Here is a 23,934-nt window from a genome sequence, read left to right on the forward strand (position 1 = left end):
TCCTGGAGAGCCTTATGAGTGCCTTGTTATCCCGTATGCAAACTTTTTCTGCTGCTGAAGAGTTTTTTGAGTTTCTTGATGTGGCGTATGACCCGCAAGTGGTACACGTCAACCGCCTGCATATCCTCAAGCGCTTTCAGCAATATCTGGCGCGTGAACAGGTGGATTCATCCCAACCGGAAAGTGTGCAACTGACTGCTTACCAGCGGTTGCTGCAAACCGCCTATGACGACTTCGTACACTCCAATGCCGCCACCGAAAAAGTGTTTAAGGTATTCCAAGAGGCTGACGGCAGTAAAACCTTCAATCTCAACAGTTTGCGCCAGACATTGCCTTCACAACGCGCCTGATTTGTCGGCTTTGCGACAAATTGTATGGTAGTGATATTTATTTATAAGTGACTGAATTATATATAAAAAATATTTTTTAACGGCGTGGCATGGTTGTTGCAATAGCCTATGTAACAGGGCGCAAATGCGTGCCCCGATAGCCAGAGGAAGGAAACGTTATGCATATTGTGGTTTGTATCAAGCAGGTGCCAGACAGCGCGCAGATCCGTGTGCATCCGGTGACCAACACCATTATGCGGCAGGGCGTGCCGACCATTGTGAACCCTTATGATTTGTACGCGCTGGAAGAAGCGTTGCGCCTGAAAGATGAATATGGTGCCCGTGTCACCGTGCTCACCATGGGGCCACCGATGGCCGAGGCGGCCTTGCGCAAGGCGATTTCGTATGGCGCAGATGACGCGGTGTTGGTGACAGACCGTATTTTTGCCGGGTCTGACACCTTGGCCACTAGCTATGCGCTGGCTGCGGCCATCCAGCAGATCAGCAAGGATATTCCTGTCGATTTGGTGTTTACCGGCAAGCAAACGATTGATGGCGATACTGCGCAAGTCGGCCCCGGCGTGGCAAAACGGCTGGATATGCAGTTGCTCACCTATGTTTCAAAAATCCGTGCGCTGGATACTGACAAGCAAGAAATCGTGGTCGAGCGCCGTTCTGAAGGCGGCGTGCAGGTGCTCAAAACCAAAATCCCCAGCCTGATTACCGTGCTCGAAGGCAATAACGAAATGCGTTTTGCCACCATGGCCAATATGTTCCGTGCGGCCCGTTATCCGGTCAAAATTTGGAACAAAGATGCCGCCGGGATTGAAGACCCGACCAAAACCGGCCTGAAAGGCTCGCCTACCGTGGTTTCTAAAGTGTTTGCACCGACACCACGCGCGACCAAGGCCGAGATCATTCAATGCGAAAGCAACGAGCCCAAAGACCTGAGCGTGACCTTACTTGCCAAAATGTTTACCAAGTTTCCCAACATCGAGAAAGAACTGCTGAAGCGATCAGCTTGAACAGATCCAGGGCGCATGAAGTAAAGGAATCCATATGAGTGAAGAAACCAAAAAACCGGCACCGGCAGGCAAGAAGAAGTTTGAGCTGGATGAACGTCTGAAAGCGTATAAAGGCGTCTGGGTGTTTATTGAACATGAGCGTGGCGCCATCCATCCCGTTTCGCTGGAGTTGCTAGGCGAGGGCCGCAAACTGGCCGATATGCTGGGTGTGGAATTGGCCGGCGTGGTGATGGGCCCACCCGCCGAGACCACCCGCAGCTTTTGCCAGGAGGCCTTTTACCATGGCGCAGACCTGTGCTACCTGATTGAAGACCCGCTGCTGCAAGATTATCGCAACGAGCCTTATACCAAAGGGCTGACTGATCTGGTCAACAAATACCAACCCGAAATCTTGTTCCTTGGTGCAACCACATTGGGCCGCGATTTGGCAGGCAGTGTCGCCACCACCCTTAAAACCGGCCTCACGGCTGACTGTACCGAGCTCAATATCGACCTCGACGTGCGCAGCCTGCTGGCGAGTCGCCCGACCTTTGGCGGCTCCTTGCTGTGTACCATCCAGACCCTGAATTACCGGCCGCAAATGGCCACGGTGAGGCCTCGTGTGATGGCGATGCCAGAGCGCGACGCGACACGGAGTGGGCGCATCATTGAAGACGCCTTGGGCATGATAGAAGACAGCATCATTACCAAAGTGCTGGAATTTATTCCGGACGAGATGCAAGACAAACCGCAACTGCCGTTTGCCGACATTATCGTCGCCGGTGGCCGCGGCATGAAAAAGCCGGAAAACTTCAAACTGATTTGGGAGCTGGCGCAAGTGCTGGGGGCAGAAGTCGGCGCCACTCGCCCCGTGGTGCAGGCGGGTTGGGTAGAGCTGGACCGTCAGGTCGGCCAGTCTGGCAAAACCGTACGCCCCAAACTGTATATCGCAGTGGGTATTTCCGGCGCCATCCAGCACCGGGTTGGCATGGATGCCTCGGATGTGATTATCGCCATCAACAATGATCCCAATGCGCCGATTTTTGACTTTGCCCACTACGGCATTGTCGGCAACGCCATGACCATATTGCCGGCACTCACCGAGGCATTTAAAGCACACCTGGCAACCGCAAGAAAGGCAGGCTAAGCATGAGTGAAAAATTTGATGTGATTATTGTGGGCGCAGGCCCCTCCGGCAATGCGGCTGCCTTGCGTCTGGCGCAGGCGGGCTTAAGTGTGCTGCAACTGGAACGCGGCGAAAGCTCGGGCTCAAAAAACGTGCAGGGCGCCATCCTCTACTCAGATGCGCTGGAAAAACTGATTCCTGACTTCAGGGACGATGCGCCGCTGGAACGGCATATCATTGAGCAGCGCATGTGGATACTGGATGACGACTCTTATATGGGCTCACATTACCGCTCGGACAGCTTTAACAAGCCGCCCTATAACCGTTACACCATGATCCGTTCGCAGTTTGACAAGTGGTTTTCCGAGCGGGTGCAAAAAGCCGGGGCGCTAGTGATTTGCGAAACCACCGTGACCGAGCTGTTGCTGGATGGACAGCGTGTGATCGGCGTGCGCACCGACCGCCAGGGCGGCGAAATCTATGCCGATGCGGTGATATTGGCTGATGGCGTCAACTCCTACCTGGCTAAAAAGGCCGGGTTTCATCCAGAGCTGCATCCCAAAGATGTGGCGCTGGCCGTCAAGGAGATCCACTTCATGCCGACTGAGCTCATCGAGCAGCGCTTTAACGTCAAGGGCGAAGAGGGCGTGGTCATCGAAATGGCGGGCAAAATCACCCAGGGCATGATGGGCACCGGATTTCTGTATACCAACCGTGAGTCGGTCACCATCGGCGTCGGCTGTATGCTGTCCGATTTTAAAGCACAGCAAACCACGCCTTATGCCTTGCTGGAGCAAATGAAAGCACATCCGGCCATCAAGCCGCTGATTGAAGGCGGCGAGATGAAAGAATACACCGCGCACCTGATTCCGGAGGGTGGTTACAACGCCATGCCAGATTTATATGGCGAGGGCTGGCTCATCGTCGGTGACGCTGGCATGTTTGTAAATGCCGTGCACCGCGAAGGCTCCAACCTGGCCATGACCACCGGCATGGTGGCTGCGGATACGCTGATTGCACTGCGTGCCGAGGGTTTGCCCTTCAGCAAGGCCAACCTTAAGCGCTACCAGGCCACGCTTAACGACAGCTTTGTCATGAAAGACCTGAAAAAGTACAAGGACATGCCGGAAATCTTCCACAAAAATCCGCAGTTCTTCAATGACTACCCTGAGTTGCTGTCCAAAGCCGCCCACACCATGTTGACCGTGGATGGCATGGATAAAAAATCTAAAGAAAAACAGATACGCCGCAGTTTCCGTCAACGCCGCTCGCTGGTCGGCCTGATGGGAGACGCGTTCAAGTTATGGAGGGCTTTTGAATGAGTATTGTCGCCAAGGTTGAAGAGAAACTGTTCCAGAACCGCTACAAGGTGGATGGCGGTAAACCGCATATCCAGATTAAAGATGCCGACATCTGCCGCCATTGTGACAGCCACGCTTGTACCGTCTGTTGCCCGGCGGGCTGCTGGACCATGGAAGGCAATGGCAATGTCACCGTGATTAGCGATGGCTGCCTGGAGTGCGGCACCTGCCGCATTATCTGTAACGAGCACCGCAACGTGGCGTGGGAGTATCCGCGTGGGGGTTACGGCATCCTGTTCAAGTTCGGTTAATCCTTTTTTGTATTGCATTGTTGGAGAGATTCATGAGTAAACCCGCCAGACAAGTCTTTGTATGTAACCAAGCCAGGCCACCGGGTCACCCACGCGGCTCGTGCCAGGGCCGGGGCGGCAATGAGATTGTGCAGGCGTTCTGGCAACAGGTACAGGCGCGCAATTTGTGGGAGCAGTTTTCGGTCACTTTTAGCGGTTGCCAGGGCCCTTGCGACAGTGGCCCGCATGTGCTGGTTTACCCGGAAAGTGTGATGTACGGTGGCGTGAGCAAAGACGACGTGGCCGAAATCATAGACAAACACCTGCTGGCAGGCGAAGTGGTCGAGCGCCTGAAAGTGCCCGAAAGCGTGTGGTAAGCGGGCAAGGTATACAGGTGTCTTCCCTCAGTGTTTCCCGGCAATCCTCGCGCGCCATGACTGGGATTGTGGCCCAGGAAGACTTGCCACCGCCAATCGCCGGTTACCTGGCGGCGGCAGCGGCCAGCCGGGACTGGCGTGAAGCGGAATCGCTGTTGTTGCGGGCACAGCAAGCCGCCCCTGACTGTTTGCATGTGTATTACACCTTGTACAAACTGTATGCCGTGCACAACCGCCTCAGTGATGCCGAGCGGGCCGTGCATATGGCGCTGGACGCCGCGGCCAGGCAGGCAAACATCCACAGCCACTGGCAATCACTCACGCAGCAAAGCTGCAACTGGACGCAGATAGATTCGCCGCAACATTTTTACCTGTTTAGCCTGAAGGCCCTTGCCTATATCCGCCTGCGCCAACAACGTCTGGCAGATGTGCGGCAGATTCTGGAGAAACTGCAGGAGATAGACCCGCAAGATACGGTTGGTGCCTCAGTGATTCAAGCTTATGCCGATGGAGTGCCGTGATGACGTTAGCCAGTGCCACCATGCTCAATATCATGCAGCAATCTTGTGAAGCGGTATTGACGCTCACCGAGGATGTTGCACCTGAGGATTTCTTCAGCAGCCAGCTCACCCAGGCCGAAACCCTGCGCTACCTGCGGATTATTGCGGAAAACATTGACCGCTTGCCCATGGAAAGCAAAACCATGATGGCAGAAATCGACTGGGCAGGCTGGAATGTCCTGCTCTCACAAGTCCGTTCGTCGGGCGGCTTCGAGCGTGACGCCATCTGGTTTGCCATTCGCTCCATGGTGCCGGCGACGCTGATCTGGTTACGGGTATTCAGGCAACAGCAACCTGATTTGTTCAGAATGACCCTGTAAAGGGTAGCGGCACCGGAAATTATTTTGCAATACCGCTTTTGATGGGCGGCGAGGGAGCACAATCATGGATAGTTCAGCAGCCTTGTTAACCCGGCACCGGGTGATCTTGTGTCATTTTGATACTTACAGTACCGCCTTGCTATTTGTGCGCTGGCCGCACGGCAGCCTGTTGGCACCGACTGCCTTGCCAGCCTCTGCCGCGGTCGCATTAGCCCCTGCACCAGATGTGTCTGGGCTGATCATGGACGTTGAAGTGATCGGCGTGTTACAAGCCATGGGGGTAGATACGGCCCATGTCAAATACCTGCATGATTTTAATGGTTGCGCAGACGATGAAAGTGGACCGGTCCGTATTCACCTGTGCCGCTATATGACCACCGATGCGCCCAAGCAAGAAATTGCTGCGCTGGGTGGCGAATTTAAACATATGAGTGCATTGCGTGCCGCAGATAAACAAGAGCTGCTGTTATTGCGGCAGGTGTTTGACCTGATCATGGCGGGCGGCGGCCAATAAGGCGATTTTCCTGATCTCTAAATTTTGGGATTGGTGAGGTGTTTGGCACAAAAACTGCATAAGCATGGCATGCGTTATATAATCGAGTATATAGCGTAATGATTCCAACAAATATTGTGACAAACCCGACAAAAGGCAAAGAAACAATGACACAAGCATACACACAAGGGTTACAGGTCGGCGGTTCCCTGACCCTGGGGCCGGAAGCGGCTGCTGGTGCATCCGCACTGCTGAATGACAGGCGGCTGGCTTTACTTGAGCACATCGGCAGCTGCGGATCAATTTCCCAGGCGGCCAAACTGGCTGGCTTTAGTTATAAAGGCGCTTGGGATGCCGTGGACGCCATGAACAGTCTGTTCGGAGTCTCGTTGGTGGTGACCATGACCGGTGGCAAAGGCGGTGGCGGTGCGCAATTGACTGAAACCGGTATCCGCGTCGTGGATGCCAGCCGTGTACTCAGGCGAGAGCACCAGAAGTTTCTAACCGCAGCCAGCGCAGGGATCGCTGATTTTGACAATATCTACACCTGGATGAGGAGATTGACCGTGAGAACCAGTGCGAGAAACCAGTTTTTTGGCAAGGTGGTGGCCATCAAGCAGGCGCAAGTCAATGTGGAGGTGACGTTGCAATTGACCGGTGGTGACCAGATACACGCGGTGATTACCAATGACGGTTTAAACGAGCTTGGGTTGCAAATCGGCAGTGAAGCCTGGGCACTGGTCAAAGCGAGTTGGATGATTTTGGCGACGCCGTCAGCGGCTAGCGGCCTCAGTGCCCGTAACAAACTGGCGGGGGAGGTGATCCGTGTACATCAAGGCGGGGTCAATGCCGAAGTGAGTTTGCGTTGTGCAGGAGGCAATGTGTTGAGTGCCACCTTAACCAATGACAGCGTGGCCGAACTGCAGATTGCGGAGGGCAAGACCATGGTGGCTGTGTTTAAAGCCAGCAGCGTGATTATGGGAGTGACCGACTAAAAGTGCAACGACTTAAGGTTGTTTGCCTATCGCTATAAAGCTGTCTTTATTTCGAGTTTTCAAAAACAGAAACAGGAAGTGACAAATGATGAAAAAAATATGCCCTAGCGTGGGCCTTGCACTCATGATGATGGCTACCCAAACGGATGCCGCATCTGATGTCGACGCACGGATTGAAAAGCTACAACGCTTGTTAGAGCAACAGCAAAAGCAAATGCAAGCGCTTGCCGATGAGTTGAGCGCATTAAAAACGGCTGCTAAACCAGTGGAGCCTACAGGGATGACTACCGATCAAACACAACTATTACGTGACCAGCAGTGGAAGATGGAAGCGATGGCTGATGAAATCAAAGCCCTGCATTCGGCCCGAGGCAAATCTTCCGGTCAGCCAGTGTATGCCAATTTTAAAAATGGCTTGAGTTTTGAGGACGGGAGTGGGGCCTGGAAACTGGGCATCAATGGCCGAGTACAAGCAGATTACCGCAGTTTTTCACCAGATGTCGCTGCAGCAGATACATTTAGTGTGCGTCGCGCCCGCCTTGGGGTGAACGTTGGGATGAAAGATTTTGCCGCACGGTTGGAAGGGGAGTATAGCGGCGTCACTAACAACGGCAGTGTGGGTTTGACCTATGCCAATATCGACTATGTCCGTTTCAACGGACTGAAGTTGCGTATGGGGCAGTTCAAGCCTTTTTATGGACTGGAACGTGCGATGAATGCCAACTTTACCGATTTTCAGGAGCGCAGTGTCACAGATTATCTGTTAGGCCCGACCTTTGATCGCGGTGTGATGGTATTCGGCGAACCTGTGCCAGGCCTGTTCTACAACGCTTCCTGGACCAATGGCAAGGGCGTGACTACGGCGAACAACAATGGTGATGAAACCGATGCCAAATATGACAATAAAGACTTGTTAGTGCGCGTGGTGGGAAATATCGCGCAGTTTGCCAACTGGAAAGATAGCGTCATCCATGCAGGGGGATTTTATGCCAGAGGGCAAGAAGAACCAGGGAGTGGCACGGCCACGATACTGACTGAAGCACGTGGCTACAGTGTTTTTTCCACCGATAACTTTACACGCGCGGTAAAGCGAACCCGGCAGGGCTATGAATTAGCGCTGGCGCATGGTCCGCTTAAGTTTCAGGCGGAACATATCTATGAAAACTTTGATGGCACCGGCTTTGACCGTGACCTGACGGCTTGGTATGCGAGCATCAACTGGCTGGTCACCGGGGAAACCTTTGCCAGTACCTATAAGGATGGGATGTTTGGTCGCTTGCGGCCAAAACAGGATTTCGCCTGGGGCAGTGACGGCTGGGGCGCTTTGCAATTGGGCGCCCGCTATAGCCAATTTGATGGCGGCGACTTTGTCACGACGAATGCCAGCGGCACAGGCAGGCTGGCCAATGGCCGTAGCAACCACTTTGATGCCTGGACCTTGGGCGCCAACTGGATATTGACCCCTTATGTACGCGTGATTGCCAACTATGTGCATACCCATTTCGATACCCCGATCACTACGACCGCAACGGTTTCAGGCATGAGCAAAAGCTATACGCTGAACCATGAAGACGCCGTCACCATGCGCGCGCAATTCGACTTTTAATGTTATTCAGACAAGGAAATCCCATGCGTTTATTTCACTCTCTTTTGCTGGCCGGTATATTGGCCGTTTCCATGCCGCTCCAGGCGGCCGAACCGTTTACCGTCGCGATTGCGGCCAACCTCAAATATGTGTTTGATGATCTGGCGGCTGAATTTAAAAAGCAAACAGGCATTGAGGCACAAAGCGTACTTAACGCTTCAGGCAAGATTGCCACCCAAGTCCGCCAGGGCGCCCCATTTGATGTGTTTATGTCTGCGGACATGGAGTTTCCTGAGGGCTTGTACAAGGAAGGCTTTGCCGTGACAGCGCCCAAACCATACGCTTACGGGCTGCTGGTGCTGTGGTCGCAAACCGGTGCCGATTTAAGCAAGGGCGTGGCTGGTGTGGCAGATCCTGCCGTGGCTAAGGTAGCGATCGCCAACCCCAAAGTGGCGCCGTTTGGCAAGCAGTCACTCAAAGCCATGGAGTTCTACAAGGTAAAAGCAGCCATAGAGCCTAAACTGGTCTATGGTGAGAGCATTACCCAAGTCAGCCAGTATGTGGATAGCAAGGCGGTGGATGTCGGCTTTAGTGCCAAATCGATTGTGATTGCGCCAGAAACAGCGGGCAAGGGCAAATGGGTGCCGGTGCCAGAAGAGAGTTATGAGCCGATTGCGCAAGGCATCGTGATTTTAAAACATGGCATAGACAGCAATGCCGATGCGGCGCGCAAGTTTTACGGGTTTGTACAATCGGAAAAAGCCCGGGCCATTTTTGCCCAATACGGGTATAAACTGCCCTGATGGCAAGTTCTCCTCTCAAATGCGTATTTTAAATAGGTCAATATGAATACTTTTCCCGGCACAGTTACCCATATCGAGAGTAACGGTCAGCTCTCCCTGGTGGATATCGCCATTACGGGCGGCAGCCTCACGGCCACCTTACTGGAAGCACCGGGCACCGCTGCCTATCTGAATATCGGCGCTCCGGTCAGGGTGATGTTCAAGCCCACGGAAGTCTCATTGGCCAAACAACTGCAAGGCATGATCAGTTTACGTAACCGTTTGCCCTGTACCGTCAGTGGCATAGAGCGTGGCACACTGATGGCAGTGGTGACCTTGGCTTATGCCGGATCAAGCTTGCAGTCGGTGATCACCAGCCGGGCGGTGGATGCGCTGCAACTGCGTGTGGGGGATCAGGTCGAGGCGCTGATTAAAGCCAATGAAGTTGTTCTGGGAGCGGCCGCATGAGCATAGACTGGCATCCCCTCTGGCTAACCCTCAAACTGGCCGCGATCACCACAATGATTCTAGCCATTATCGGCATCCCGTTTGCCTGGTGGCTGGCCCAGGCCAAATTCAAAGCCAAACCGGTGATAGAGACGCTGGTTGCCATGCCGTTGGTGTTGCCCCCTTCGGTGCTGGGGTTTTATCTGTTGCTGGCGTTTAGTCCTGAACACTGGTTTGGCCACTGGCTTAATCAGGCATTCGGCCTGAAACTGGCTTTTAGTTTTGCCGGTTTGGTGCTGGCCTCGGTGATTTTCAGTTTTCCATTCCTGGTACACCCGGTACAGGCCGCCTTTCAAAACCTGCCAGCCTCTTTGCAGGAGGCTGCCTGGGTACTGGGTAAATCACGCTGGCAGACATTCGTGCGCGTGTTGTTACCCAATATCAAACCGGCCTTGCTATCCGGGTGCATCCTGGCTTTTGCCCATACTCTGGGCGAGTTTGGTGTGGTATTGATGATAGGTGGCAACTTGCCGGATCAGACCAGGGTCGCCTCCATTGCCATTTATGACGAGGTGGAGTCGCTCAATTACGCTGCGGCCCATGTTTACGCAGGCAGTTTATTTGCCTTGTCGTTTGTCATTTTGCTGGTGGTCTATATCGTCAATCGCCGCTCGGCTAAAGCGGGGGGCAGGCAATGATAGACATCCGTTTGCAAAAAGCCCTGCAAGGCGCTCACGGCCCCTTGGCACTGGCGGTGGAAATGCAGCTACACGCTGGGGAAATGGTCGCCCTGTATGGTGCCTCCGGCGCTGGGAAAACCACCATTTTGCGCTGCCTGGCAGGCCTGACCCAGGCGGATGCCGGTGCCATCCATTTTGCCGGGCAATGCTGGTATGACAGTGCACGCGGCATTCATCTACCACCGCAGCAGCGCCATGTCGGCTTTATGTTCCAGGATTATGCGTTGTTTCCCAATATGACGGTGCGCGGCAATCTCTCTTTTGCCTTAGCCGCAGGGGCACGTGCCAGCAGGGTCGATGACCTGCTGGAGATGATGGGTTTACAGGCGCTGCAGCACAGCCTGCCTGCCGTCTTATCTGGCGGGCAAAAGCAGCGCCTGGCCTTGGCGCGCACGCTGGCCGCCGAGCCGCAGTTGCTGTTACTGGATGAACCGCTATCCGCGCTGGATGCGCAAACGCGTAGCTTGCTACAGCAGGAACTCAGGGACATGCAACGGCGGTTAGGGTTGACCACCATCCTCGTCAGCCATGATGTCGGTGAAGTCTACAAGCTGGCACAGCGGGTGCTGGTGATTGAGGATGGCCACATCAGCCAATCCGGTGCGCCCGTCGAGGTGTTTGCTAAAGGTGGCACCAGCGGCAAGTTCCGCTTTACCGGGGAAGTGCTGGCCATCGAGCCGGTAGAAGTGCTGGTTGCCCTGACTGTGCTGGTCAGTAACCAGATTGTACGGGTGGTGGTGATGCCGGATGAAGCTGCCAATCTCCATGCTGGCGACCATGTCATGCTGGTCTCTAAAGCCTTTAATCCCATGGTGATGAAGCTTGACCGCTAGTCCGCACCGGCAGTCGGCTGCAAAAGGTCTGAATCAATATCGCTAATGAAATGGCAGGTGAATGATGATGCAACCAAAAAACGCACTCCCCTTGGCACAGCATGTTGTCGAGGTCGACTGGCTACATGCATTACCGACCGAGTACCACACGCAAGTGATCACGCCTGTGCATATAGACTATTTTCAAGACCGCCCGGCAAATGCAGAGAAATGGCGGGGGTATGATGCCGCCGGTGAGGCCTGTTACTACCAGCACAGTTTTCTGTTACAGGAAGAGGGCTTTGACTGTGACGAATTTCCGTTATTGATCAATGTGTATTACGAATGTGTGCATGCCTGGCGCCTGAAGCAAGGCGGCTGGCTAAAGGTTTCTACGGTGTCTGACCGCCTGGATCTCTGCCATCACCGTTTCAAGACCCAGCCACCGGTATGGGTGGCCAGTCTCTAGCCGCGCCTGCGTTTTATGAGGCGACAGCGAGGATGACGGCAGAGGCCTTGAACACCACACTGGCCTGCGCCCCTTCCTGTATGGCCAATGCCGCTGCAGCCTCATGTGTGATTGTCGCAAAGACAGCGTTACCGCCGGGCAAGCTAAGTTTAACCTCGGCACTGACCGGACCATTCACCACTTGCTTGACCACGCCTTTTAACACATTGCGGGCACTTAAAGCATAGCCTTCGGCATCCGTCATCACCATCATGGAGGAAGCTTTAACCAGGGCCAATACCGGTTTGCCGGGGCTGAGGCCCAGTCGTTGTGCGCTGCCATTCGTCACGACTGCCACCAGGGTGTCGCCGTTACCCAGGGCAATATCAATTTCGCTATGTACGCTGCCAGGCTGTACCGCCGTGATGGTTCCCTGAAACTGGTTACGGGCACTGATATTCATGATGGCTTCCTTTTGAGGTGTTTAGATGCCAGCAGTGTAGGGATTTACGCTGTATAACATCAACCGCAACGTTTGACCGGCTGGCTGGGACCCCACTATATTGCGCCTCAAGAAGACGACGCAAGCATCAGGCTCACGCAGCGTGTGCCAGGGTTTCCGGCAGGGCTTTCACCAGCGGCGCCAATGCCTCGTAACCGCCCTCTACGCTATACACTTCCTTGTAGCGGAAGTCGTCAAACATCTGCGCAAACACCTTGCTGGCATGACCGTGGTAGCAGTAAATCATCACCGGGATATTGCGGGGCAGGCTGCGTAATATCTGTTCCAACTTGAATTCGGACAACTGGTCTGCGCCAGGGAGATGTCCACGCTGATAAGTATGCAGGTCGCGCGTATCAAAGAGGGCGATTTCCGCAAAACGTTCCGGGTTACTCAACATTTCGGCAGCTTGTGCCGCAGCAATGGTTTGCCAACTCATAGCTCACTCCTCTGGTCCAAAACATAATTCATAATCCACACAGACACCGCAACTGGGCGATTTGCATATCAATACGTTTTCCTGCTCGCACAGCTGCCGGTAAAAAAACTTTTTCCACTTCATGTCGCTACTGTTTTTGGCCACCAATGCCGGAAAATAATCGCGCATCAGTTGCGACAGTTCGGCGCGGCTGGACAGTTTAAGGTCTTGCCACAAATGGTTGGCGCCGCTACAGCAGGTGCCGGCAATCAATCTTGCCAGTGCATAAGTGTTCACGTGTTGATCTAGCGCATGTGCCATCAACAATGCGATCAAATCCTCAAACTCCTCCCAGCCATGGCCAGAAGGCAACATGGAGGTAGCTACAACAGGACTGGGCGGGGAGAGGCTTGTTTGCATAGCGTTTCACCTCAGGCTGGGGCGTGGGTATAGCACTTTTTCGGACAAATCTTGGCGCAGGCTTCGCATCCCACGCAGTTTTCCGGATGGGCAATGGTCATGACTTTCTTTTCATACTCGTCATCCTCATCATCGCCCAGGGTCATGGCGATGCGGTCACCGTCTTCGGTAATGCCGACCAGTTCCAGCACATCACGGCCGCAGACGCGAAAGCAACGGCCACAGCCTATGCATTTTTCTTCGGCGATCTGTTCTGCAAATTGCGGTGTCCACGCCACGCCGCTGGGTAAGGTTACGCTAAATGCCATGGCACGCTCCTAACCACCGGCTGCCGCCAACTTCAGGCGCGCAGCAGTGAGTTGTTGATAGGCTTTAAAGGTTTTCTCGGCCACCTCCGGGATTTTTTCCCAGCCGGTTGGCAGGTCTTCAGACAAATCATGCAAGTCCATTTTGAGCTGGGTGGCCTGGGCATTCAGCTTTTTCACCTCGGCCTTGATGGTGTCTACGTCACTCGTTTCTATGTCACTCATGGCGCGCTCCTAACCGTAATTCACCACTTCGGGGAATTTTTGTATCATCTCCACCGCGGCCTGTACCAGCTTCTGGCCCTCAGCCGCCAGCTTGTCCATGGTTTCAAAACCAAAGCGGTGCACATCGCGCAAGTGCTTGTTCACCACCACCAGACGGCCCGCTGTCAGCAACATCTTGCCAAAGCCCTCATGGTGCATTTTCATCATGGGCGAGACCATGACGCCGGTTTCACGCTCGACTGCCAGGCCCACGGCGTTATAAAACAACTCCAGTCGCCACAGGGTTTCCGGGTCCGGGTCACCGATAATCGGCATCTCGCGGCGCTGCTCCTTGCTGATGATGTAGGGCGCCAGCAAGGTCACATTGTCCTTGCCTTCCCAGGCGCCATGGGTGTCTTGCGCCCGCCATTGTTTAATCAGTTCGATCACAAATGGCGAGGTCCAGGGATCACTGGCTACTGGCGCTTCAGCGACTGCTGTCATGTTTTTCTCCTAAAAAAATATATGTTTTCACCACAGAGGCTCAGAGTTCACAGAGAAAAGCGAAATCAAAACTTGAGTATTAACGCTTACCTATACTGCTTGAACTATTGCCACCTAAGCCACAGAAATTTTTAAAACCTACTTGGTTTTACCTCTGTGTTCTCTGTGCCCTCTGTGGCTATAAGTAAAGGGTTTAAATCTTTTTTAGCCACAGAGGACGCAGAGGTCACAGAGAGAAGCTAATTCAACGTTCGAGTTTTAAGCTTTACCTCTACCGCTATTGCAACGCTACTTGTTTTGTCACAATAAACCTCATTCCGTCATTCCAGCGTAAGCGGGAGTCCATTTTAGTCAATCACTTATATGGATCCCCGCTTACGCGAGGATGACAAGGTGATACGTTTTTAGGTTTTACCTCTGTGGCTTAAAAAGTCTTTAAAACCTAAACCGTTTCTTCTTCCTCATCAAAGTCCAGCGCGGCGGCCTGGTCTTTGAGCAGGGCTTTGCGTAGCCACGGCGGTGGGGTGCCTTTGAGCACGTCCTGCAATTTGCCTAAAATTTCGTCTATCGGTTCATCGGCCGTGACTTTAACTGGGTGTATCTTGTGCGCCACCACGCGCGCAGCGGCAGAGCCGCCTATGGCCGCGACATATAGCAGGGCACAGTCTTTGATGACTTCGAGCTTGGGGGCGAGTTTGTCTTCGTTGCCATCTTCTTTTAAATCGCCATCAAAGGGCACCGAGTGCAAAAAGGTCCAGCTTTCTGGTGTCAGCTCATAAATGGCCAGGTGCTTGGCCCAGCCAAAGTGGGCATCTACCCGTTTTAAATCTTGTGTGGCAAAGGCAACTTTCATGATATGTATCCTTTATCTGTCGGGTTAATTCATCGCCGGGGTTGACCATTGCACCTGCGATTCGATGGGGGATTCATTGCTGTGGCAGCCGCCCGTTGGGCCGCATTGGCAAGCCTGCGATGGTGTGTCAGCTGGTGGTTGTGCATACCAGGTATCTGGCGCTGGCTCGTGCGTTTCTGCCAGAAAGGTATTGGCCAGTTCAAACGCCAGATCGCGCGTGCCGCGGTAACCTACAGTGACTTTATGGGCAGCGCCGATACGGTCAAACACTGGTATGCCGATACGCATAAACGGTAAGTGCAAGCGCTCGGCCATTTGCCTGCCATGGGCGTGGGTGAGTAGCAGGTCGCAGTCTTGCGCGCGTTGCTCGAGGTCTTCGAGGTCGCCAATCAATACTTCATATATGGGCAGTTGTTCCAGAATCGCCGATTGCGTGGTGGTGACTGCGCGCAAATCGCAGCCCATTTCCAGCAGAAACTGGCCATACGCCCATAGCAGGTCAGGCTCGGCACCAATAGCAACGGTTTTGCCGCCAGTGTAAAAGTGCGCATCCAGCATGGCATCCTGACATTGGCTGCGTTGACGACGCAGTTTGAGTGGCACCGGCAAGCCGCTGAGTTCAGACAGGTGCTGGATAAAGGCATCGCTGGCCGAGAGGCCGGTGAGGCGGTCAAACAAACGATAGGCCACGCCGGTTTTTTCTTCCAGTAGCTGTGCCGCCGGACGCATTTGCTCGCCGATGGCAATGTTGGCGCGGGCAGCGCCCAAAGTGTTTAACTGCTCCAGCGTGGTGCCGCCCAGTGTGGTAGGCGTAAAGTCTTCTGGGATATGCCCATCCAGCGAACCCGAAATGTCGGGTAGCATCACGGCTTCTAGCCCAAACAGCTCAATGATGTCGCGGATTTCTTGCAAGTCGCCAGGGGTGAGGTGGCTACCCGCCAGCACATTGACACGGCGGGCATGGCGTATATTGGCCGGTTGCGCAAAGTGCTGCACGATCTTGAGTACCGCCTTGCTCCAGCCATCCTGAAACGCGCCCACGTAGTCAGGCGTCGATACATACAGGATATGCATGTCAGCCAGCTCGGGGTGTTTTTGCGCAATCAGCTTGAGATAGGCATCCACATCATCGCCTTTGGTTTCGGTGAGTCCGGTAGAGGCGATGCCGAGGATGGAGGGCTGGTTGCGTTTCCAGATATTGACGATGGTTTGCTCGATATTGTCCATGCCACCAAGGATGGTGGTGACCTCGCTCATGGCCGTGGTTTGCATAGGGATCATCTCGCGAAAATGCCGCACAAACACCACCAAGCCAAACGAGGTGCAGCCTTGTGAACCGTGCAAGGTAGGCAAGCAGTTTTCCAGCCCCATAAAGGCCAGTGCTGCGCCTATCGGTGCGCTCATTTTGAGCGGGTTGACGCTGCAAGCTTTACTGGTGTGGGTGACTTTAGCCATAAGTATCCGATCAGGCGGCGATTTCGCGGCTATCCGTGGCCGTTTCTGCCACGGGTTGATCCCATGGCGCAGGTTGGCGTACCTGTGCCCACACCGGGTGATACAAGGTCTGGGTAATATTTTTCACCATTGCGACCATGCCCACATAGCCAGCATAAGCATGATGACGCTCCTGGTTAATGTCCATCCAAGGCATTTTGGCTTTGAGCGCCACAAACTGGCTGCGGCCGCCCGAAAGCATGATGTCGGCCCTGGCTTCTTTGAGCATGGCATACATGTCGCGCGGACGCATGTCGTCTATCATGTGCGCATCTTCGCCCATGATTTCCTTGATTTTTTCTTTGTCTTCTTCGGTGGATTTTTTTACGCTGGTGCCAACCACTTCCATACCAGCCTCTTGCAAGGCCGAGACCACCGACCAGGATTTGACGCCACCGGTAATCAGCAACACCCGTTTACCCAGCAAGCGTGGTTTATAAACCTCAATGGCCTGCCATGCCTTGGCCTCTTCACGTGCAATCAACACCTCTGTACGCGCCAGCAACTCGGCATCGGCCCCTTGTTGTACCAGCAGTGTCGCAATCTGGCGCAAGCTATCGCTCATGTCGCCAATGCCATAAAACGAGCCTTCAAAAAAGGGAATGCCATAACGCTCTTCCATCTTGCGCGCCACGTTAATCATGGCTTTGGAACACACCATCATCGCCACTTTGGCCCGGTGCGACTGCGCGACCTCACTGTACTTGGCATCGCCCGAAATACAAGCCAACACGCGTATGCCTAACTCATCCAGCAGCGGTTTGACCTGCCACAACTCACCGGCCAGGTTATATTCCCCGATGATATTGATGTCATACGGTGTGGTGTAATCAGGCTCTTGTGTGCCGATCACATACTCCAGCAAAGCCTCGCCAGCCAGCTTGTTACCCAGGTTTTTCGGGCCAACAAAACCGGGCGAGTTGACCGGAATCACCGGCTTGCCAAACTTTTCGGCCGCTTTTTTGCACACGGTTTCAATGTCATCGCCAGTCAGTGCGGGCACGCAGGTTTGGTAAACAAACACTGCTGGCGGGTCATATTTGGCGATGATTTCTTTAATCGACTTGAACAAGCGCTTTTCACCACCATAAATCACATCCAGCTCGTTCATGTCGGTGGTAAAACCGGTACGGTACAAGCGCGAGGCCGAAGACTTGGCGCCGCGGTTATCCCAGGAGTTGCCCTCGCAGGCAATCGGCCCATGCACCAGATGTGCGACATCGGTAATTGGCTGCAAGGCGATCTTGGCACCATCAAACGCGCAACCACCGGCGGCCGCGCCTGGCGTCAGTTGCTTGGTGCAACCTTTCTTGCGTGCTTTTTCATCCTTGGCCTGATTTTTATCGCAGCCGGGTTCATTAAACACGTCCTGAATTTTTTCGTTCAAACTTGCCATGACAAGACACCTGTGGAGTTCTTGTTGTGGTTATTGCAAGGAGTGTGCCACGCTATGTATTTGTTTTAACTATATGAATTTAAACAAAAATATTTGAAGTTATTGAATGTCGGAAAGCAGACAAATGCGACAATCGGTGTGGGGGTGGATCGCATGTTGTAGGGTGGGCAGGGATGCCCACGCGGGGGGGGCTTGTTGTTTGTGATGTTCTTTTTCGCCTTAATGGCGAGTTACTTTTTTTGCTTGCCCCAAAAAAGTAACCAAAAAGATGGCACCCAGCCATCACGGCCTTCGGCTGCCTTGCGTTGCTCGACAAAGTGGGCGGCCATCTAAACTCGCCCTGACAAGCCACACACTTCGTGGCTTGTTGCGGAACTCGAACAGCCGATGGCCGACATCCCCCACTTCGTCTGTGCTACTCAGCGTGATGGGATGGGATTGATCTCGCCAAAGTCACACTGTTAAAGTTAGAACCGTTCAAAAAAATAATTCTTTTATTCAATCCGCCAACAGTAGCAGTCGCATGGTGTTCCGGGGTCCCCATCTGCCGCGCCGAGTAGTAGTTGTAGGGTGGGCATGGATGCCCACGCGGATACGATAATGGTGGATTAGATCAATCGAGGATTAAAGCGTTGATAGTTTTCGCCTCTAGGCGAGTTACTTTCTGTTGCTTGCCCCACGGAAAGTAACCAAGGATTATGGGAAGCTTGGTACTTTCGCTTTAGTGGTCTTTTTAGAGGATTCTTTTCGCCCCTCGGCGAGTTACTTTTCTTTGCTTGCCCAAAGATAAAGTAACCAAAAGAAAGTGCACCCTAGCTTCCGCTCGTTTCCTGCGTTGCTCAGCAAAATAAGCGCTCGCAGAACTCATCCTAGTAGCCTGCACACTGCGCAGGCTACCGCGGGATTCGGACAGCCGCTCGCTTCATCTTATTTTGCCTGCGCTACTCGGCGCTGCAGATAGGGGCCCGAAAACCCATGAGTGCCCCCATTTGCTGATTAAAGAAAAGAATTTGAGTTTTTCAACGTCCCAATTTCTACGCTGTGAGTTTGGCGAGATAAATCCCATCCCATCACGCTGAGTAGCGCAGACGAAGTGGGGGATGTCGGCCATCGGTTGTTCGAGTTCCGCGGCAGCTTGCGTAGTGTGCAAGCTGCTAGGGCGAGTTTCGATGGACGCCCACTTTGTCGAGCAACGCAAGGGAGCCGAAGGCCGTGATGGCTGGGTGTCGTCCTCTTTGGTTACTTTCTGGGGGACAAGCACCAGAAAGTAACTCGCCTACAGGCGAAATAAATAGCACAAATAGCCACCAACCCTCCGCGTGGGCATTCATGCCCACCCTACAGCTAATCTATGAAAAAATCAGAAGAATCACTTTTTCTCGACTTTGAGGACAAGCGCTTTAATCCATCTCTCTGGCATGATTCAAACTGTATTTCGGTAAAGCAATCGTCAACGCTTCACTACCTATTTTCACCTGACACGCCAATCGCGATTGCGGCGTCAATCCCCAGGCTTTATCCAACTGGTCTTCTTCCTCATCACTGGCCACCGCGAGGCTGGCAGTGCCTTGTTGGATAATGACATGGCAGGTGCTGCAAGCACAAACGCCGTCGCAGGCATGTTCAAGTGCGATACCGGCGTTGAGCAGCGTGTCGCAAAGCACTTTGCCGGGTTTAGCTTCAATCTGCATGCCTTGCGGGCAAAGCTCAGGGTGGGGGAGGATGGTGAGCTGGGTCATACGGTCAGGCTTTCAACATGCTGGCCTGCCAGCGCCTGTTGTATGCTTTGGTCCATGCGGCGCGCGGCGAAGGTGGACGAGGCGTTGTTGAGGGCTTCGGTGGCGTTGCGCAGGTCTTCGACCTTGTTACTGTCGCCCATGATGAGGATTTCAGCCAGGGCATAGATGTGTTGCCAGATATGGTCCCACTCGGCTTTGCTGAGCAGGTTGTGGCCGTCTTCGGCCATGGCGGTTTCGGTGGCGTCTAGCAGGCGTCTGGCATCGACTTGCGCTTCGCGCAAGGCGCGCATGCGTTTGTCGTGTTCGGCGTTTTCGACCCCGGCGCGCAGCAGGCGGGTGATTTCATCTTCACTGAGGCCGTAAGAGGGTTTGATGCTGATTTGGGCAGCGACACCGCTGGTTTGCTCAATGGCAGAGACTGACAGCAGGCCGTCGGCATCGACTTGGAAGGTGACGCGGATGCGGGCGGCGCCGGCCACCATGGGCGGGATGCCGCGCAGTTCAAAGCGGGCCAGTGAGCGGCATTCAGCCACCAGTTCGCGCTCGCCTTGGACCACATGAAAGCTCATGGCGGTTTGGCCGTCTTTAAAGGTGGTGAAATCCTGCGCACGGGCCGTGGGTAGGGTGGCGTTGCGCGGGATGATTTTTTCGCTGAGGCCGCCCATGGTTTCCATGCCCAGCGATAGCGGAATCACATCCAGCAACAGCCACTCCTGGTCGCTGCGATTACCGGCCAGGGCATTGGCCTGCATGGCCGCACCTAGCGCAACAACTTGATCAGGATCTAGGTTGGTGAGCGGGATTTGCTGGAAAAAGTCAGCCACTGTTTGTCTGAGTTGTGGCATGCGGGTGGCCCCGCCGACCAGTACCACGCCCTGAATGTCTTCTATTTGCAAGCCTGCATCGCGCAGAGCGCGGCGGACCGGGCTCAAGGTTTTTGCCAGTAGCGGCTGGCTCAGTTCATAAAACAGTTCGCGACTGAGGATGGCGTTGATCTCGCCATGACTGGACAAATGACAGTGCAATTCGGTGCTGGTCTGGCCTGTGAGGCGCTCTTTGGCTTGACGACACTCATTAAGCAAACTGCGTGTATCGGCGGCATCCAGGGTGTGCAGGTTTAAAGTGCTGCATAGCCAGTGGTAAATGGCGAGATCAAAATCATCGCCGCCCAGCGCCGAATCGCCGCTGGTGGCGAGTACCTCAAACACGCCACGGTTCAAGCGCAGGATGGAAAAATCAAACGTGCCGCCGCCCAGGTCATAGACGCAATACACGCCTTCAGCGGCGTTATCCAACCCGTAGGCAATCGCAGCAGCGGTGGGTTCGTTAAGCAGGCGCAGTACATTGATGCCAGCCAGCGTCGCGGCGTCTTTGGTGGCCTGGCGCTGGGCATCGTCAAAATAGGCCGGGACAGTAATCACGGCGCCTGCCAGTTCGCCACCCAGGCTGTGCTCGGCACGTTCACGTAGCACTTTCAGAATATCGGCAGAAACTTCTACCGGGCTGCGCACGCCGGCCACGGTCTCCAGTTTGACCATGCCCGGGCTGTCAATCAGGGTGTAGGGGAGGTGTCCCAGGTGTTGTATATCCTGCAGGCCGCGCCCCATCAGGCGCTTGACCGAAACAATAGTGTTGCCCGGGTCGCTGGCGGCGGCAAATTTAGCCTCCCAGCCCACCGTGGTTTGTGCCGCCTGGTAGCGTACCACCGAGGGTAACAAGTGGCGGCCATGATCATCTGCCAATGCCACACATTCGCCACTGCGTACGGTAGCCACGAGTGAGTTGGTCGTGCCCAGGTCAATACCGACCGCCAGCCGGTGCTGGTGGGGCGCTGCACTTTGCCCCGGCTCTGCAATTTGCAACAGTGCCATAGTCACTCCTCAGGATACTTGGCGCGGGCGTGCACCCGGCGGGATAATTAAACGCTGAAACTCTCGCCACAGCCACAATTGGCCTTGGCATTGGGGTTGCTGAATTTAAAGCCTTCGTTAAGGCCTTCTTTGGCATAATCCAGCTCGGTGCCATCCAGATAGACCAGGCTGGTCGGGTCTACCAGCACCTTGACGCCATGGCTTTCAAAAATCTGGTCATCGTCTTGTGCTTCATCGACAAATTCCAGCGTGTAGGCCATGCCAGAGCAGCCCGAGGTTTTGACGCCCACGCGCAGGCCTATGCCTTTGCCACGGCTTTGCAGAAACTTTTGTACGCGCCCGGCGGCGCTGGGGGTGAGTGTCACGGTCATCATGGACTCCTGTTGCTTATACCGAGAACGAACTGCCACAACCACAAGTAGCGGTGGCATTGGGGTTGGTAATGACAAAGCGCGCGCCTTCCAGGCCCTCCTGGTAATCGATGGTGGCGCCCATCATGTATTGAAAACTCATGGCATCCACCAGCAGTGCTACCCCGGCTTTTTCTACCACCATGTCGTCTTCGGCCACTTGGTCATCAAAGGCAAAGCTGTACTGAAACCCAGAACAGCCGCCACCGGTCACGTATACACGCAGCTTGAGGGTAGGGTCACCTTCTTCGGCCAGCATTTCGCCGACCTTGCTGGCAGCGTTGTCAGTAAAAATAATCGGGGTCGATACAATCTCGTCACTTAATACGGCTTCAGTCATGGCAGGCTCCTAGGCGTGGGGCTGGCAGGCGTCGTACTCGCCCTGTTCCAGCCCGTTTTTGTTGCGATAATCGGAAATGGCGGCGCGGATGGCGTCTTCAGCCAGCACCGAACAGTGGATCTTCACCGGAGGCAAGGCCAGCTCTTCGGCGATATGGCTGTTCTTGATGTCCATGGCCTGGTCCAGGGTTTTGCCCTTGAGCATCTCGGTCACCAGTGAGGAGGAGGCGATGGCCGAGCCACAACCGTAGGTCTTGAATTTGGCGTCCTCAATCACGCCCTCAGCATTGACCTTGATTTGCAGTTTCATCACGTCGCCGCAGGCTGGCGCACCCACCATGCCAGTGCCGACATCCCCGGCATTCTGGTCAAAACTGCCGACATTGCGCGGGTTTTCATAATGGTCGAGGACCTTGTCGCTATAAGCCATATGTGTCTCCTTAAACAGCCGCCGCGCTGGGTTCGCGGTGCGATTCGGTGCCGTGCACCCAGCTCACGGAAGATAAATCAATGCCAGATTTGACCATCTCCCACAACGGCGAGAGGTCACGCAATTTGCCGATTTTTTCGCTGATCAGGGCGATGGCAAAGTCCACGTCCTGTTCGGTGGTGTAGCGGCCAATCGAAAAACGGATAGAGCTATGCGCCAGTTCGTCTTCACGGCCAATGGCGCGCAGCACGTAAGAAGGCTCCAGGCTGGCCGAGGTACAGGCTGAGCCGCTAGAGACCGCCAATTCTTTAATTGCCATCATCAGTGACTCGCCTTCGACATAGTTAAAGCTAACGTTGAGGTTATGTGGCACACGCTGCTGCAAGTCACCATTCAGGTAAGATTCTTCAATCTGCGACAGGCCAGCCCACAGGCGGTCGCGCAGCACGCGGATACGCGCGTTTTCTTCTGCCATCTCAGCCTTGGCAATGCGAAAGGCTTCGCCCATGCCAACAATCTGGTGTACCGGCAAAGTGCCGGAACGGAAGCCGCGCTCATGGCCGCCGCCATGCATTTGCGCCTCCAGCCGTACCCGTGGTTTGCGGCTGATATACAAGGCGCCTATGCCTTTGGGGCCATAGGTTTTGTGGGCGGAAAAACTCATCAAATCCACCGGCAATGTTTTCAGGTCGATCTCTACCTTGCCGGTCGCCTGCGCTGCGTCCACATGAAAAATCACATTGTTTTCGCGGCAAATTGCGCCCAGCGTGGCGATATCCTGAATCACGCCGATTTCGTTATTGACCAGCATGACCGAGGCCAGCACAGTATCGGGCCGGATGGCGGCTTTAAAAGCTTCAATATCGACCAGGCCATTTTCTAGCGGAGACAAATAGGTAGCGCTAAAGCCCTGACGTTCCAGCTCGCGCACGGTATCCAGCACTGCCTTGTGTTCGGTAGCGACGGTAATGATGTGCTTGCCCTTGCCGCTGGCATAAAACTGCGCCGCCCCTTTAATCGCCAGGTTGTTGGACTCAGTCGCGCCCGAAGTCCAAACAATTTCGCGTGGGTCAGCATTGACCAGCGCCGCCACCTGTCCACGTGCTTCCTCAACAGCGGCTTCAGCCTCCCAGCCGTAGGGATGGCTACGGGAGGCTGGGTTACCAAACTGTTCGGTCAGATAAATCATCATTTTTTCGGCCACGCGTGGATCGACAGGCGTGGTGGCAGAGTAATCAAGGTATATCGGTTTCATACAATCAACCTGACAAAAGAGGGGGTTAGCCCTGTTTCAGCAAGCTCTGTGCCATAGGCTGAAAGTTGATATTAACCTTTTGATTTAAATGATCTTTTTATAAAAATGGCAGGCATACGCCGGATTGTCGCCTTTGTCATGTTTGCGACAAACAGTAAATCAGGCAGATTCACGGTAAATAGGGG

31 protein-coding genes are annotated in these 23,934 nt (G+C 54.3%); 16 read left to right on the plus strand and 15 right to left on the minus strand.

From position 1 onward, the window contains the following. Positions 1-14 precede the first annotated feature (14 nt). The 16 genes from nifW (at position 15) to ACIDF8_RS05360 (ending at position 11,630) form a co-directional block, all read left to right on the plus strand. Entirely contained in the window at positions 15-350 is a 336-nt protein-coding gene (gene nifW, locus ACIDF8_RS05285; RefSeq protein WP_412009537.1) for a nitrogenase-stabilizing/protective protein NifW, read from the plus strand. Between the two features lie 158 nt (positions 351-508). Beyond that, entirely contained in the window at positions 509-1,354 is an 846-nt protein-coding gene (locus ACIDF8_RS05290; protein WP_412009538.1) for an electron transfer flavoprotein subunit beta/FixA family protein, read from the plus strand. 34 nt (positions 1,355-1,388) lie between these two features. Beyond that, positions 1,389-2,480: an electron transfer flavoprotein subunit alpha/FixB family protein gene (locus ACIDF8_RS05295; RefSeq protein WP_412009539.1), complete on the plus strand. Its 1,092-nt coding sequence runs from the start codon at positions 1,389-1,391 to the stop codon at positions 2,478-2,480. A gap of 2 nt (positions 2,481-2,482) precedes the next feature. Further along, positions 2,483-3,781, plus strand: coding sequence for an FAD-dependent oxidoreductase (locus tag ACIDF8_RS05300; protein WP_412009540.1), 1,299 nt, complete (start codon positions 2,483-2,485; stop codon positions 3,779-3,781). After that, the gene (locus ACIDF8_RS05305) at positions 3,778-4,071 is read left to right on the plus strand and encodes a ferredoxin family protein (protein WP_412009541.1); all 294 of its coding nucleotides are present in this window, start codon (positions 3,778-3,780) and stop codon (positions 4,069-4,071) included. The genes ACIDF8_RS05300 and ACIDF8_RS05305 overlap by 4 nt, the downstream gene beginning before the upstream one ends. Positions 4,072-4,103: 32 nt before the next feature. Next, entirely contained in the window at positions 4,104-4,427 is a 324-nt protein-coding gene (locus ACIDF8_RS05310) for a (2Fe-2S) ferredoxin domain-containing protein (protein WP_412009542.1), read from the plus strand. A 17-nt stretch (positions 4,428-4,444) separates the two neighbouring features. Beyond that, on the plus strand, positions 4,445-4,948 hold the full coding sequence (locus tag ACIDF8_RS05315) for a hypothetical protein (RefSeq protein WP_412009543.1): 504 nt from the start codon (positions 4,445-4,447) through the stop codon (positions 4,946-4,948). Continuing rightward, positions 4,948-5,307 (plus strand): hypothetical protein, encoded by a 360-nt coding sequence (locus tag ACIDF8_RS05320; RefSeq protein ID WP_412009544.1) that lies wholly within the window; start codon positions 4,948-4,950, stop codon positions 5,305-5,307. Before ACIDF8_RS05315 ends, ACIDF8_RS05320 begins: the two co-directional genes overlap by 1 nt. A 64-nt stretch (positions 5,308-5,371) precedes the next feature. Then, positions 5,372-5,821 carry a hypothetical protein gene (locus ACIDF8_RS05325; protein ID WP_412009545.1) on the plus strand — a complete coding sequence of 150 codons (450 nt, stop codon included), beginning with the start codon at positions 5,372-5,374 and terminating at the stop codon, positions 5,819-5,821. Positions 5,822-5,967: 146 nt separating this feature from the next. Further along, positions 5,968-6,795: a TOBE domain-containing protein gene (locus tag ACIDF8_RS05330; RefSeq protein WP_412009546.1), complete on the plus strand. Its 828-nt coding sequence runs from the start codon at positions 5,968-5,970 to the stop codon at positions 6,793-6,795. A gap of 85 nt (positions 6,796-6,880) precedes the next feature. Further along, positions 6,881-8,401, plus strand: a complete 1,521-nt coding sequence (locus ACIDF8_RS05335; protein ID WP_412009547.1) for a porin — start codon at positions 6,881-6,883, stop codon at positions 8,399-8,401. 23 nt (positions 8,402-8,424) lie between these two features. After that, positions 8,425-9,183, plus strand: a complete 759-nt coding sequence (gene modA / locus ACIDF8_RS05340; RefSeq protein ID WP_412009548.1) for a molybdate ABC transporter substrate-binding protein — start codon at positions 8,425-8,427, stop codon at positions 9,181-9,183. A gap of 42 nt (positions 9,184-9,225) precedes the next feature. After that, the gene (locus ACIDF8_RS05345; RefSeq protein ID WP_412009549.1) at positions 9,226-9,630 is read left to right on the plus strand and encodes a TOBE domain-containing protein; all 405 of its coding nucleotides are present in this window, start codon (positions 9,226-9,228) and stop codon (positions 9,628-9,630) included. Further along, on the plus strand, positions 9,627-10,307 hold the full coding sequence (modB, locus tag ACIDF8_RS05350) for a molybdate ABC transporter permease subunit (RefSeq protein WP_412009550.1): 681 nt from the start codon (positions 9,627-9,629) through the stop codon (positions 10,305-10,307). Before ACIDF8_RS05345 ends, modB begins: the two co-directional genes overlap by 4 nt. Continuing rightward, the gene (locus ACIDF8_RS05355; protein WP_412009551.1) at positions 10,304-11,182 is read left to right on the plus strand and encodes a sulfate/molybdate ABC transporter ATP-binding protein; all 879 of its coding nucleotides are present in this window, start codon (positions 10,304-10,306) and stop codon (positions 11,180-11,182) included. Before modB ends, ACIDF8_RS05355 begins: the two co-directional genes overlap by 4 nt. A gap of 61 nt (positions 11,183-11,243) precedes the next feature. Then, complete coding sequence (locus tag ACIDF8_RS05360; RefSeq protein WP_412009552.1) at positions 11,244-11,630, plus strand: hypothetical protein; 387 nt, start codon at positions 11,244-11,246, stop codon at positions 11,628-11,630. Between the two features lie 13 nt (positions 11,631-11,643). Here the strand turns inward: ACIDF8_RS05360 and ACIDF8_RS05365 are convergent, their stop codons facing one another. From ACIDF8_RS05365 to ACIDF8_RS05435, 15 genes are all read right to left on the minus strand, one after another. After that, on the minus strand, positions 11,644-12,072 hold the full coding sequence (locus tag ACIDF8_RS05365) for a TOBE domain-containing protein (RefSeq protein WP_412009553.1): 429 nt from the start codon (positions 12,070-12,072) through the stop codon (positions 11,644-11,646). Positions 12,073-12,205: 133 nt separating this feature from the next. After that, positions 12,206-12,550 (minus strand): rhodanese-like domain-containing protein, encoded by a 345-nt coding sequence (locus ACIDF8_RS05370; RefSeq protein ID WP_412009554.1) that lies wholly within the window; start codon positions 12,548-12,550, stop codon positions 12,206-12,208. Between the two features lie 3 nt (positions 12,551-12,553). Continuing rightward, on the minus strand, positions 12,554-12,949 hold the full coding sequence (locus ACIDF8_RS05375; RefSeq protein WP_412009555.1) for a nitrogen fixation protein NifQ: 396 nt from the start codon (positions 12,947-12,949) through the stop codon (positions 12,554-12,556). An 11-nt stretch (positions 12,950-12,960) separates the two neighbouring features. Beyond that, complete coding sequence (gene fdxB / locus ACIDF8_RS05380) at positions 12,961-13,257, minus strand: ferredoxin III, nif-specific (protein WP_313983513.1); 297 nt, start codon at positions 13,255-13,257, stop codon at positions 12,961-12,963. Positions 13,258-13,266: 9 nt separating this feature from the next. Continuing rightward, complete coding sequence (locus tag ACIDF8_RS05385; RefSeq protein ID WP_412009556.1) at positions 13,267-13,479, minus strand: CCE_0567 family metalloprotein; 213 nt, start codon at positions 13,477-13,479, stop codon at positions 13,267-13,269. Positions 13,480-13,488: 9 nt separating this feature from the next. Then, entirely contained in the window at positions 13,489-13,962 is a 474-nt protein-coding gene (locus ACIDF8_RS05390) for a NifX-associated nitrogen fixation protein (RefSeq protein WP_412009557.1), read from the minus strand. Between the two features lie 442 nt (positions 13,963-14,404). Continuing rightward, the gene (gene nifX / locus ACIDF8_RS05395; RefSeq protein ID WP_412009558.1) at positions 14,405-14,815 is read right to left on the minus strand and encodes a nitrogen fixation protein NifX; all 411 of its coding nucleotides are present in this window, start codon (positions 14,813-14,815) and stop codon (positions 14,405-14,407) included. A gap of 24 nt (positions 14,816-14,839) precedes the next feature. Continuing rightward, the gene (nifN, locus tag ACIDF8_RS05400; protein ID WP_412009559.1) at positions 14,840-16,270 is read right to left on the minus strand and encodes a nitrogenase iron-molybdenum cofactor biosynthesis protein NifN; all 1,431 of its coding nucleotides are present in this window, start codon (positions 16,268-16,270) and stop codon (positions 14,840-14,842) included. A gap of 10 nt (positions 16,271-16,280) precedes the next feature. Then, positions 16,281-17,705, minus strand: a complete 1,425-nt coding sequence (gene nifE, locus ACIDF8_RS05405; protein ID WP_412009560.1) for a nitrogenase iron-molybdenum cofactor biosynthesis protein NifE — start codon at positions 17,703-17,705, stop codon at positions 16,281-16,283. Between the two features lie 1,400 nt (positions 17,706-19,105). Further along, positions 19,106-19,444 (minus strand): ISC system 2Fe-2S type ferredoxin, encoded by a 339-nt coding sequence (gene fdx / locus ACIDF8_RS05410; protein WP_412009561.1) that lies wholly within the window; start codon positions 19,442-19,444, stop codon positions 19,106-19,108. Continuing rightward, positions 19,441-21,315, minus strand: a complete 1,875-nt coding sequence (gene hscA, locus ACIDF8_RS05415) for a Fe-S protein assembly chaperone HscA (RefSeq protein ID WP_412009562.1) — start codon at positions 21,313-21,315, stop codon at positions 19,441-19,443. The genes fdx and hscA overlap by 4 nt, the downstream gene beginning before the upstream one ends. A gap of 47 nt (positions 21,316-21,362) precedes the next feature. After that, positions 21,363-21,686 (minus strand): iron-sulfur cluster assembly protein IscA, encoded by a 324-nt coding sequence (iscA, locus tag ACIDF8_RS05420; RefSeq protein ID WP_412009563.1) that lies wholly within the window; start codon positions 21,684-21,686, stop codon positions 21,363-21,365. A 16-nt stretch (positions 21,687-21,702) separates the two neighbouring features. Further along, the gene (gene erpA, locus ACIDF8_RS05425) at positions 21,703-22,065 is read right to left on the minus strand and encodes an iron-sulfur cluster insertion protein ErpA (protein ID WP_412009564.1); all 363 of its coding nucleotides are present in this window, start codon (positions 22,063-22,065) and stop codon (positions 21,703-21,705) included. Between the two features lie 9 nt (positions 22,066-22,074). Continuing rightward, positions 22,075-22,494 (minus strand): Fe-S cluster assembly scaffold IscU, encoded by a 420-nt coding sequence (gene iscU / locus ACIDF8_RS05430; protein ID WP_412009565.1) that lies wholly within the window; start codon positions 22,492-22,494, stop codon positions 22,075-22,077. 10 nt (positions 22,495-22,504) lie between these two features. Then, entirely contained in the window at positions 22,505-23,749 is a 1,245-nt protein-coding gene (locus ACIDF8_RS05435; protein WP_412009566.1) for an IscS subfamily cysteine desulfurase, read from the minus strand. Between the last annotated feature and the right edge of the window lie 185 nt (positions 23,750-23,934).

The sequence above is a fragment of the Methylophilus sp. 3sh_L genome, from assembly GCF_046766015.1.
In the GTDB taxonomy this organism is placed as follows: Bacteria; Pseudomonadota; Gammaproteobacteria; order Burkholderiales; family Methylophilaceae; genus Methylophilus.

Bases quoted from the DNA above. Each gene is read 5' to 3' on its own strand.
- nifW (WP_412009537.1), top strand. From the start codon at position 15: ATGAGTGCCTTGTTATCCCGTATGCAAACTTTTTCTGCTGCTGAAGAG.
- ACIDF8_RS05290 (WP_412009538.1), top strand. From the start codon at position 509: ATGCATATTGTGGTTTGTATCAAGCAGGTGCCAGACAGCGCGCAGATC.
- ACIDF8_RS05295 (WP_412009539.1), top strand. From the start codon at position 1,389: ATGAGTGAAGAAACCAAAAAACCGGCACCGGCAGGCAAGAAGAAGTTT.
- ACIDF8_RS05300 (WP_412009540.1), top strand. From the start codon at position 2,483: ATGAGTGAAAAATTTGATGTGATTATTGTGGGCGCAGGCCCCTCCGGC.
- ACIDF8_RS05305 (WP_412009541.1), top strand. From the start codon at position 3,778: ATGAGTATTGTCGCCAAGGTTGAAGAGAAACTGTTCCAGAACCGCTAC.
- ACIDF8_RS05310 (WP_412009542.1), top strand. From the start codon at position 4,104: ATGAGTAAACCCGCCAGACAAGTCTTTGTATGTAACCAAGCCAGGCCA.
- ACIDF8_RS05320 (WP_412009544.1), top strand. From the start codon at position 4,948: ATGACGTTAGCCAGTGCCACCATGCTCAATATCATGCAGCAATCTTGT.
- ACIDF8_RS05325 (WP_412009545.1), top strand. From the start codon at position 5,372: ATGGATAGTTCAGCAGCCTTGTTAACCCGGCACCGGGTGATCTTGTGT.
- ACIDF8_RS05330 (WP_412009546.1), top strand. From the start codon at position 5,968: ATGACACAAGCATACACACAAGGGTTACAGGTCGGCGGTTCCCTGACC.
- ACIDF8_RS05335 (WP_412009547.1), top strand. From the start codon at position 6,881: ATGATGAAAAAAATATGCCCTAGCGTGGGCCTTGCACTCATGATGATG.
- modA (WP_412009548.1), top strand. From the start codon at position 8,425: ATGCGTTTATTTCACTCTCTTTTGCTGGCCGGTATATTGGCCGTTTCC.
- ACIDF8_RS05345 (WP_412009549.1), top strand. From the start codon at position 9,226: ATGAATACTTTTCCCGGCACAGTTACCCATATCGAGAGTAACGGTCAG.
- modB (WP_412009550.1), top strand. From the start codon at position 9,627: ATGAGCATAGACTGGCATCCCCTCTGGCTAACCCTCAAACTGGCCGCG.
- ACIDF8_RS05355 (WP_412009551.1), top strand. From the start codon at position 10,304: ATGATAGACATCCGTTTGCAAAAAGCCCTGCAAGGCGCTCACGGCCCC.
- ACIDF8_RS05360 (WP_412009552.1), top strand. From the start codon at position 11,244: ATGATGATGCAACCAAAAAACGCACTCCCCTTGGCACAGCATGTTGTC.
- ACIDF8_RS05365 (WP_412009553.1), bottom strand. From the start codon at position 12,072: ATGAATATCAGTGCCCGTAACCAGTTTCAGGGAACCATCACGGCGGTA.
- ACIDF8_RS05370 (WP_412009554.1), bottom strand. From the start codon at position 12,550: ATGAGTTGGCAAACCATTGCTGCGGCACAAGCTGCCGAAATGTTGAGT.
- ACIDF8_RS05375 (WP_412009555.1), bottom strand. From the start codon at position 12,949: ATGCAAACAAGCCTCTCCCCGCCCAGTCCTGTTGTAGCTACCTCCATG.
- fdxB (WP_313983513.1), bottom strand. From the start codon at position 13,257: ATGGCATTTAGCGTAACCTTACCCAGCGGCGTGGCGTGGACACCGCAA.
- ACIDF8_RS05385 (WP_412009556.1), bottom strand. From the start codon at position 13,479: ATGAGTGACATAGAAACGAGTGACGTAGACACCATCAAGGCCGAGGTG.
- ACIDF8_RS05390 (WP_412009557.1), bottom strand. From the start codon at position 13,962: ATGACAGCAGTCGCTGAAGCGCCAGTAGCCAGTGATCCCTGGACCTCG.
- nifX (WP_412009558.1), bottom strand. From the start codon at position 14,815: ATGAAAGTTGCCTTTGCCACACAAGATTTAAAACGGGTAGATGCCCAC.
- nifN (WP_412009559.1), bottom strand. From the start codon at position 16,270: ATGGCTAAAGTCACCCACACCAGTAAAGCTTGCAGCGTCAACCCGCTC.
- nifE (WP_412009560.1), bottom strand. From the start codon at position 17,705: ATGGCAAGTTTGAACGAAAAAATTCAGGACGTGTTTAATGAACCCGGC.
- fdx (WP_412009561.1), bottom strand. From the start codon at position 19,444: ATGACCCAGCTCACCATCCTCCCCCACCCTGAGCTTTGCCCGCAAGGC.
- hscA (WP_412009562.1), bottom strand. From the start codon at position 21,315: ATGGCACTGTTGCAAATTGCAGAGCCGGGGCAAAGTGCAGCGCCCCAC.
- iscA (WP_412009563.1), bottom strand. From the start codon at position 21,686: ATGACCGTGACACTCACCCCCAGCGCCGCCGGGCGCGTACAAAAGTTT.
- erpA (WP_412009564.1), bottom strand. From the start codon at position 22,065: ATGACTGAAGCCGTATTAAGTGACGAGATTGTATCGACCCCGATTATT.
- iscU (WP_412009565.1), bottom strand. From the start codon at position 22,494: ATGGCTTATAGCGACAAGGTCCTCGACCATTATGAAAACCCGCGCAAT.
- ACIDF8_RS05435 (WP_412009566.1), bottom strand. From the start codon at position 23,749: ATGAAACCGATATACCTTGATTACTCTGCCACCACGCCTGTCGATCCA.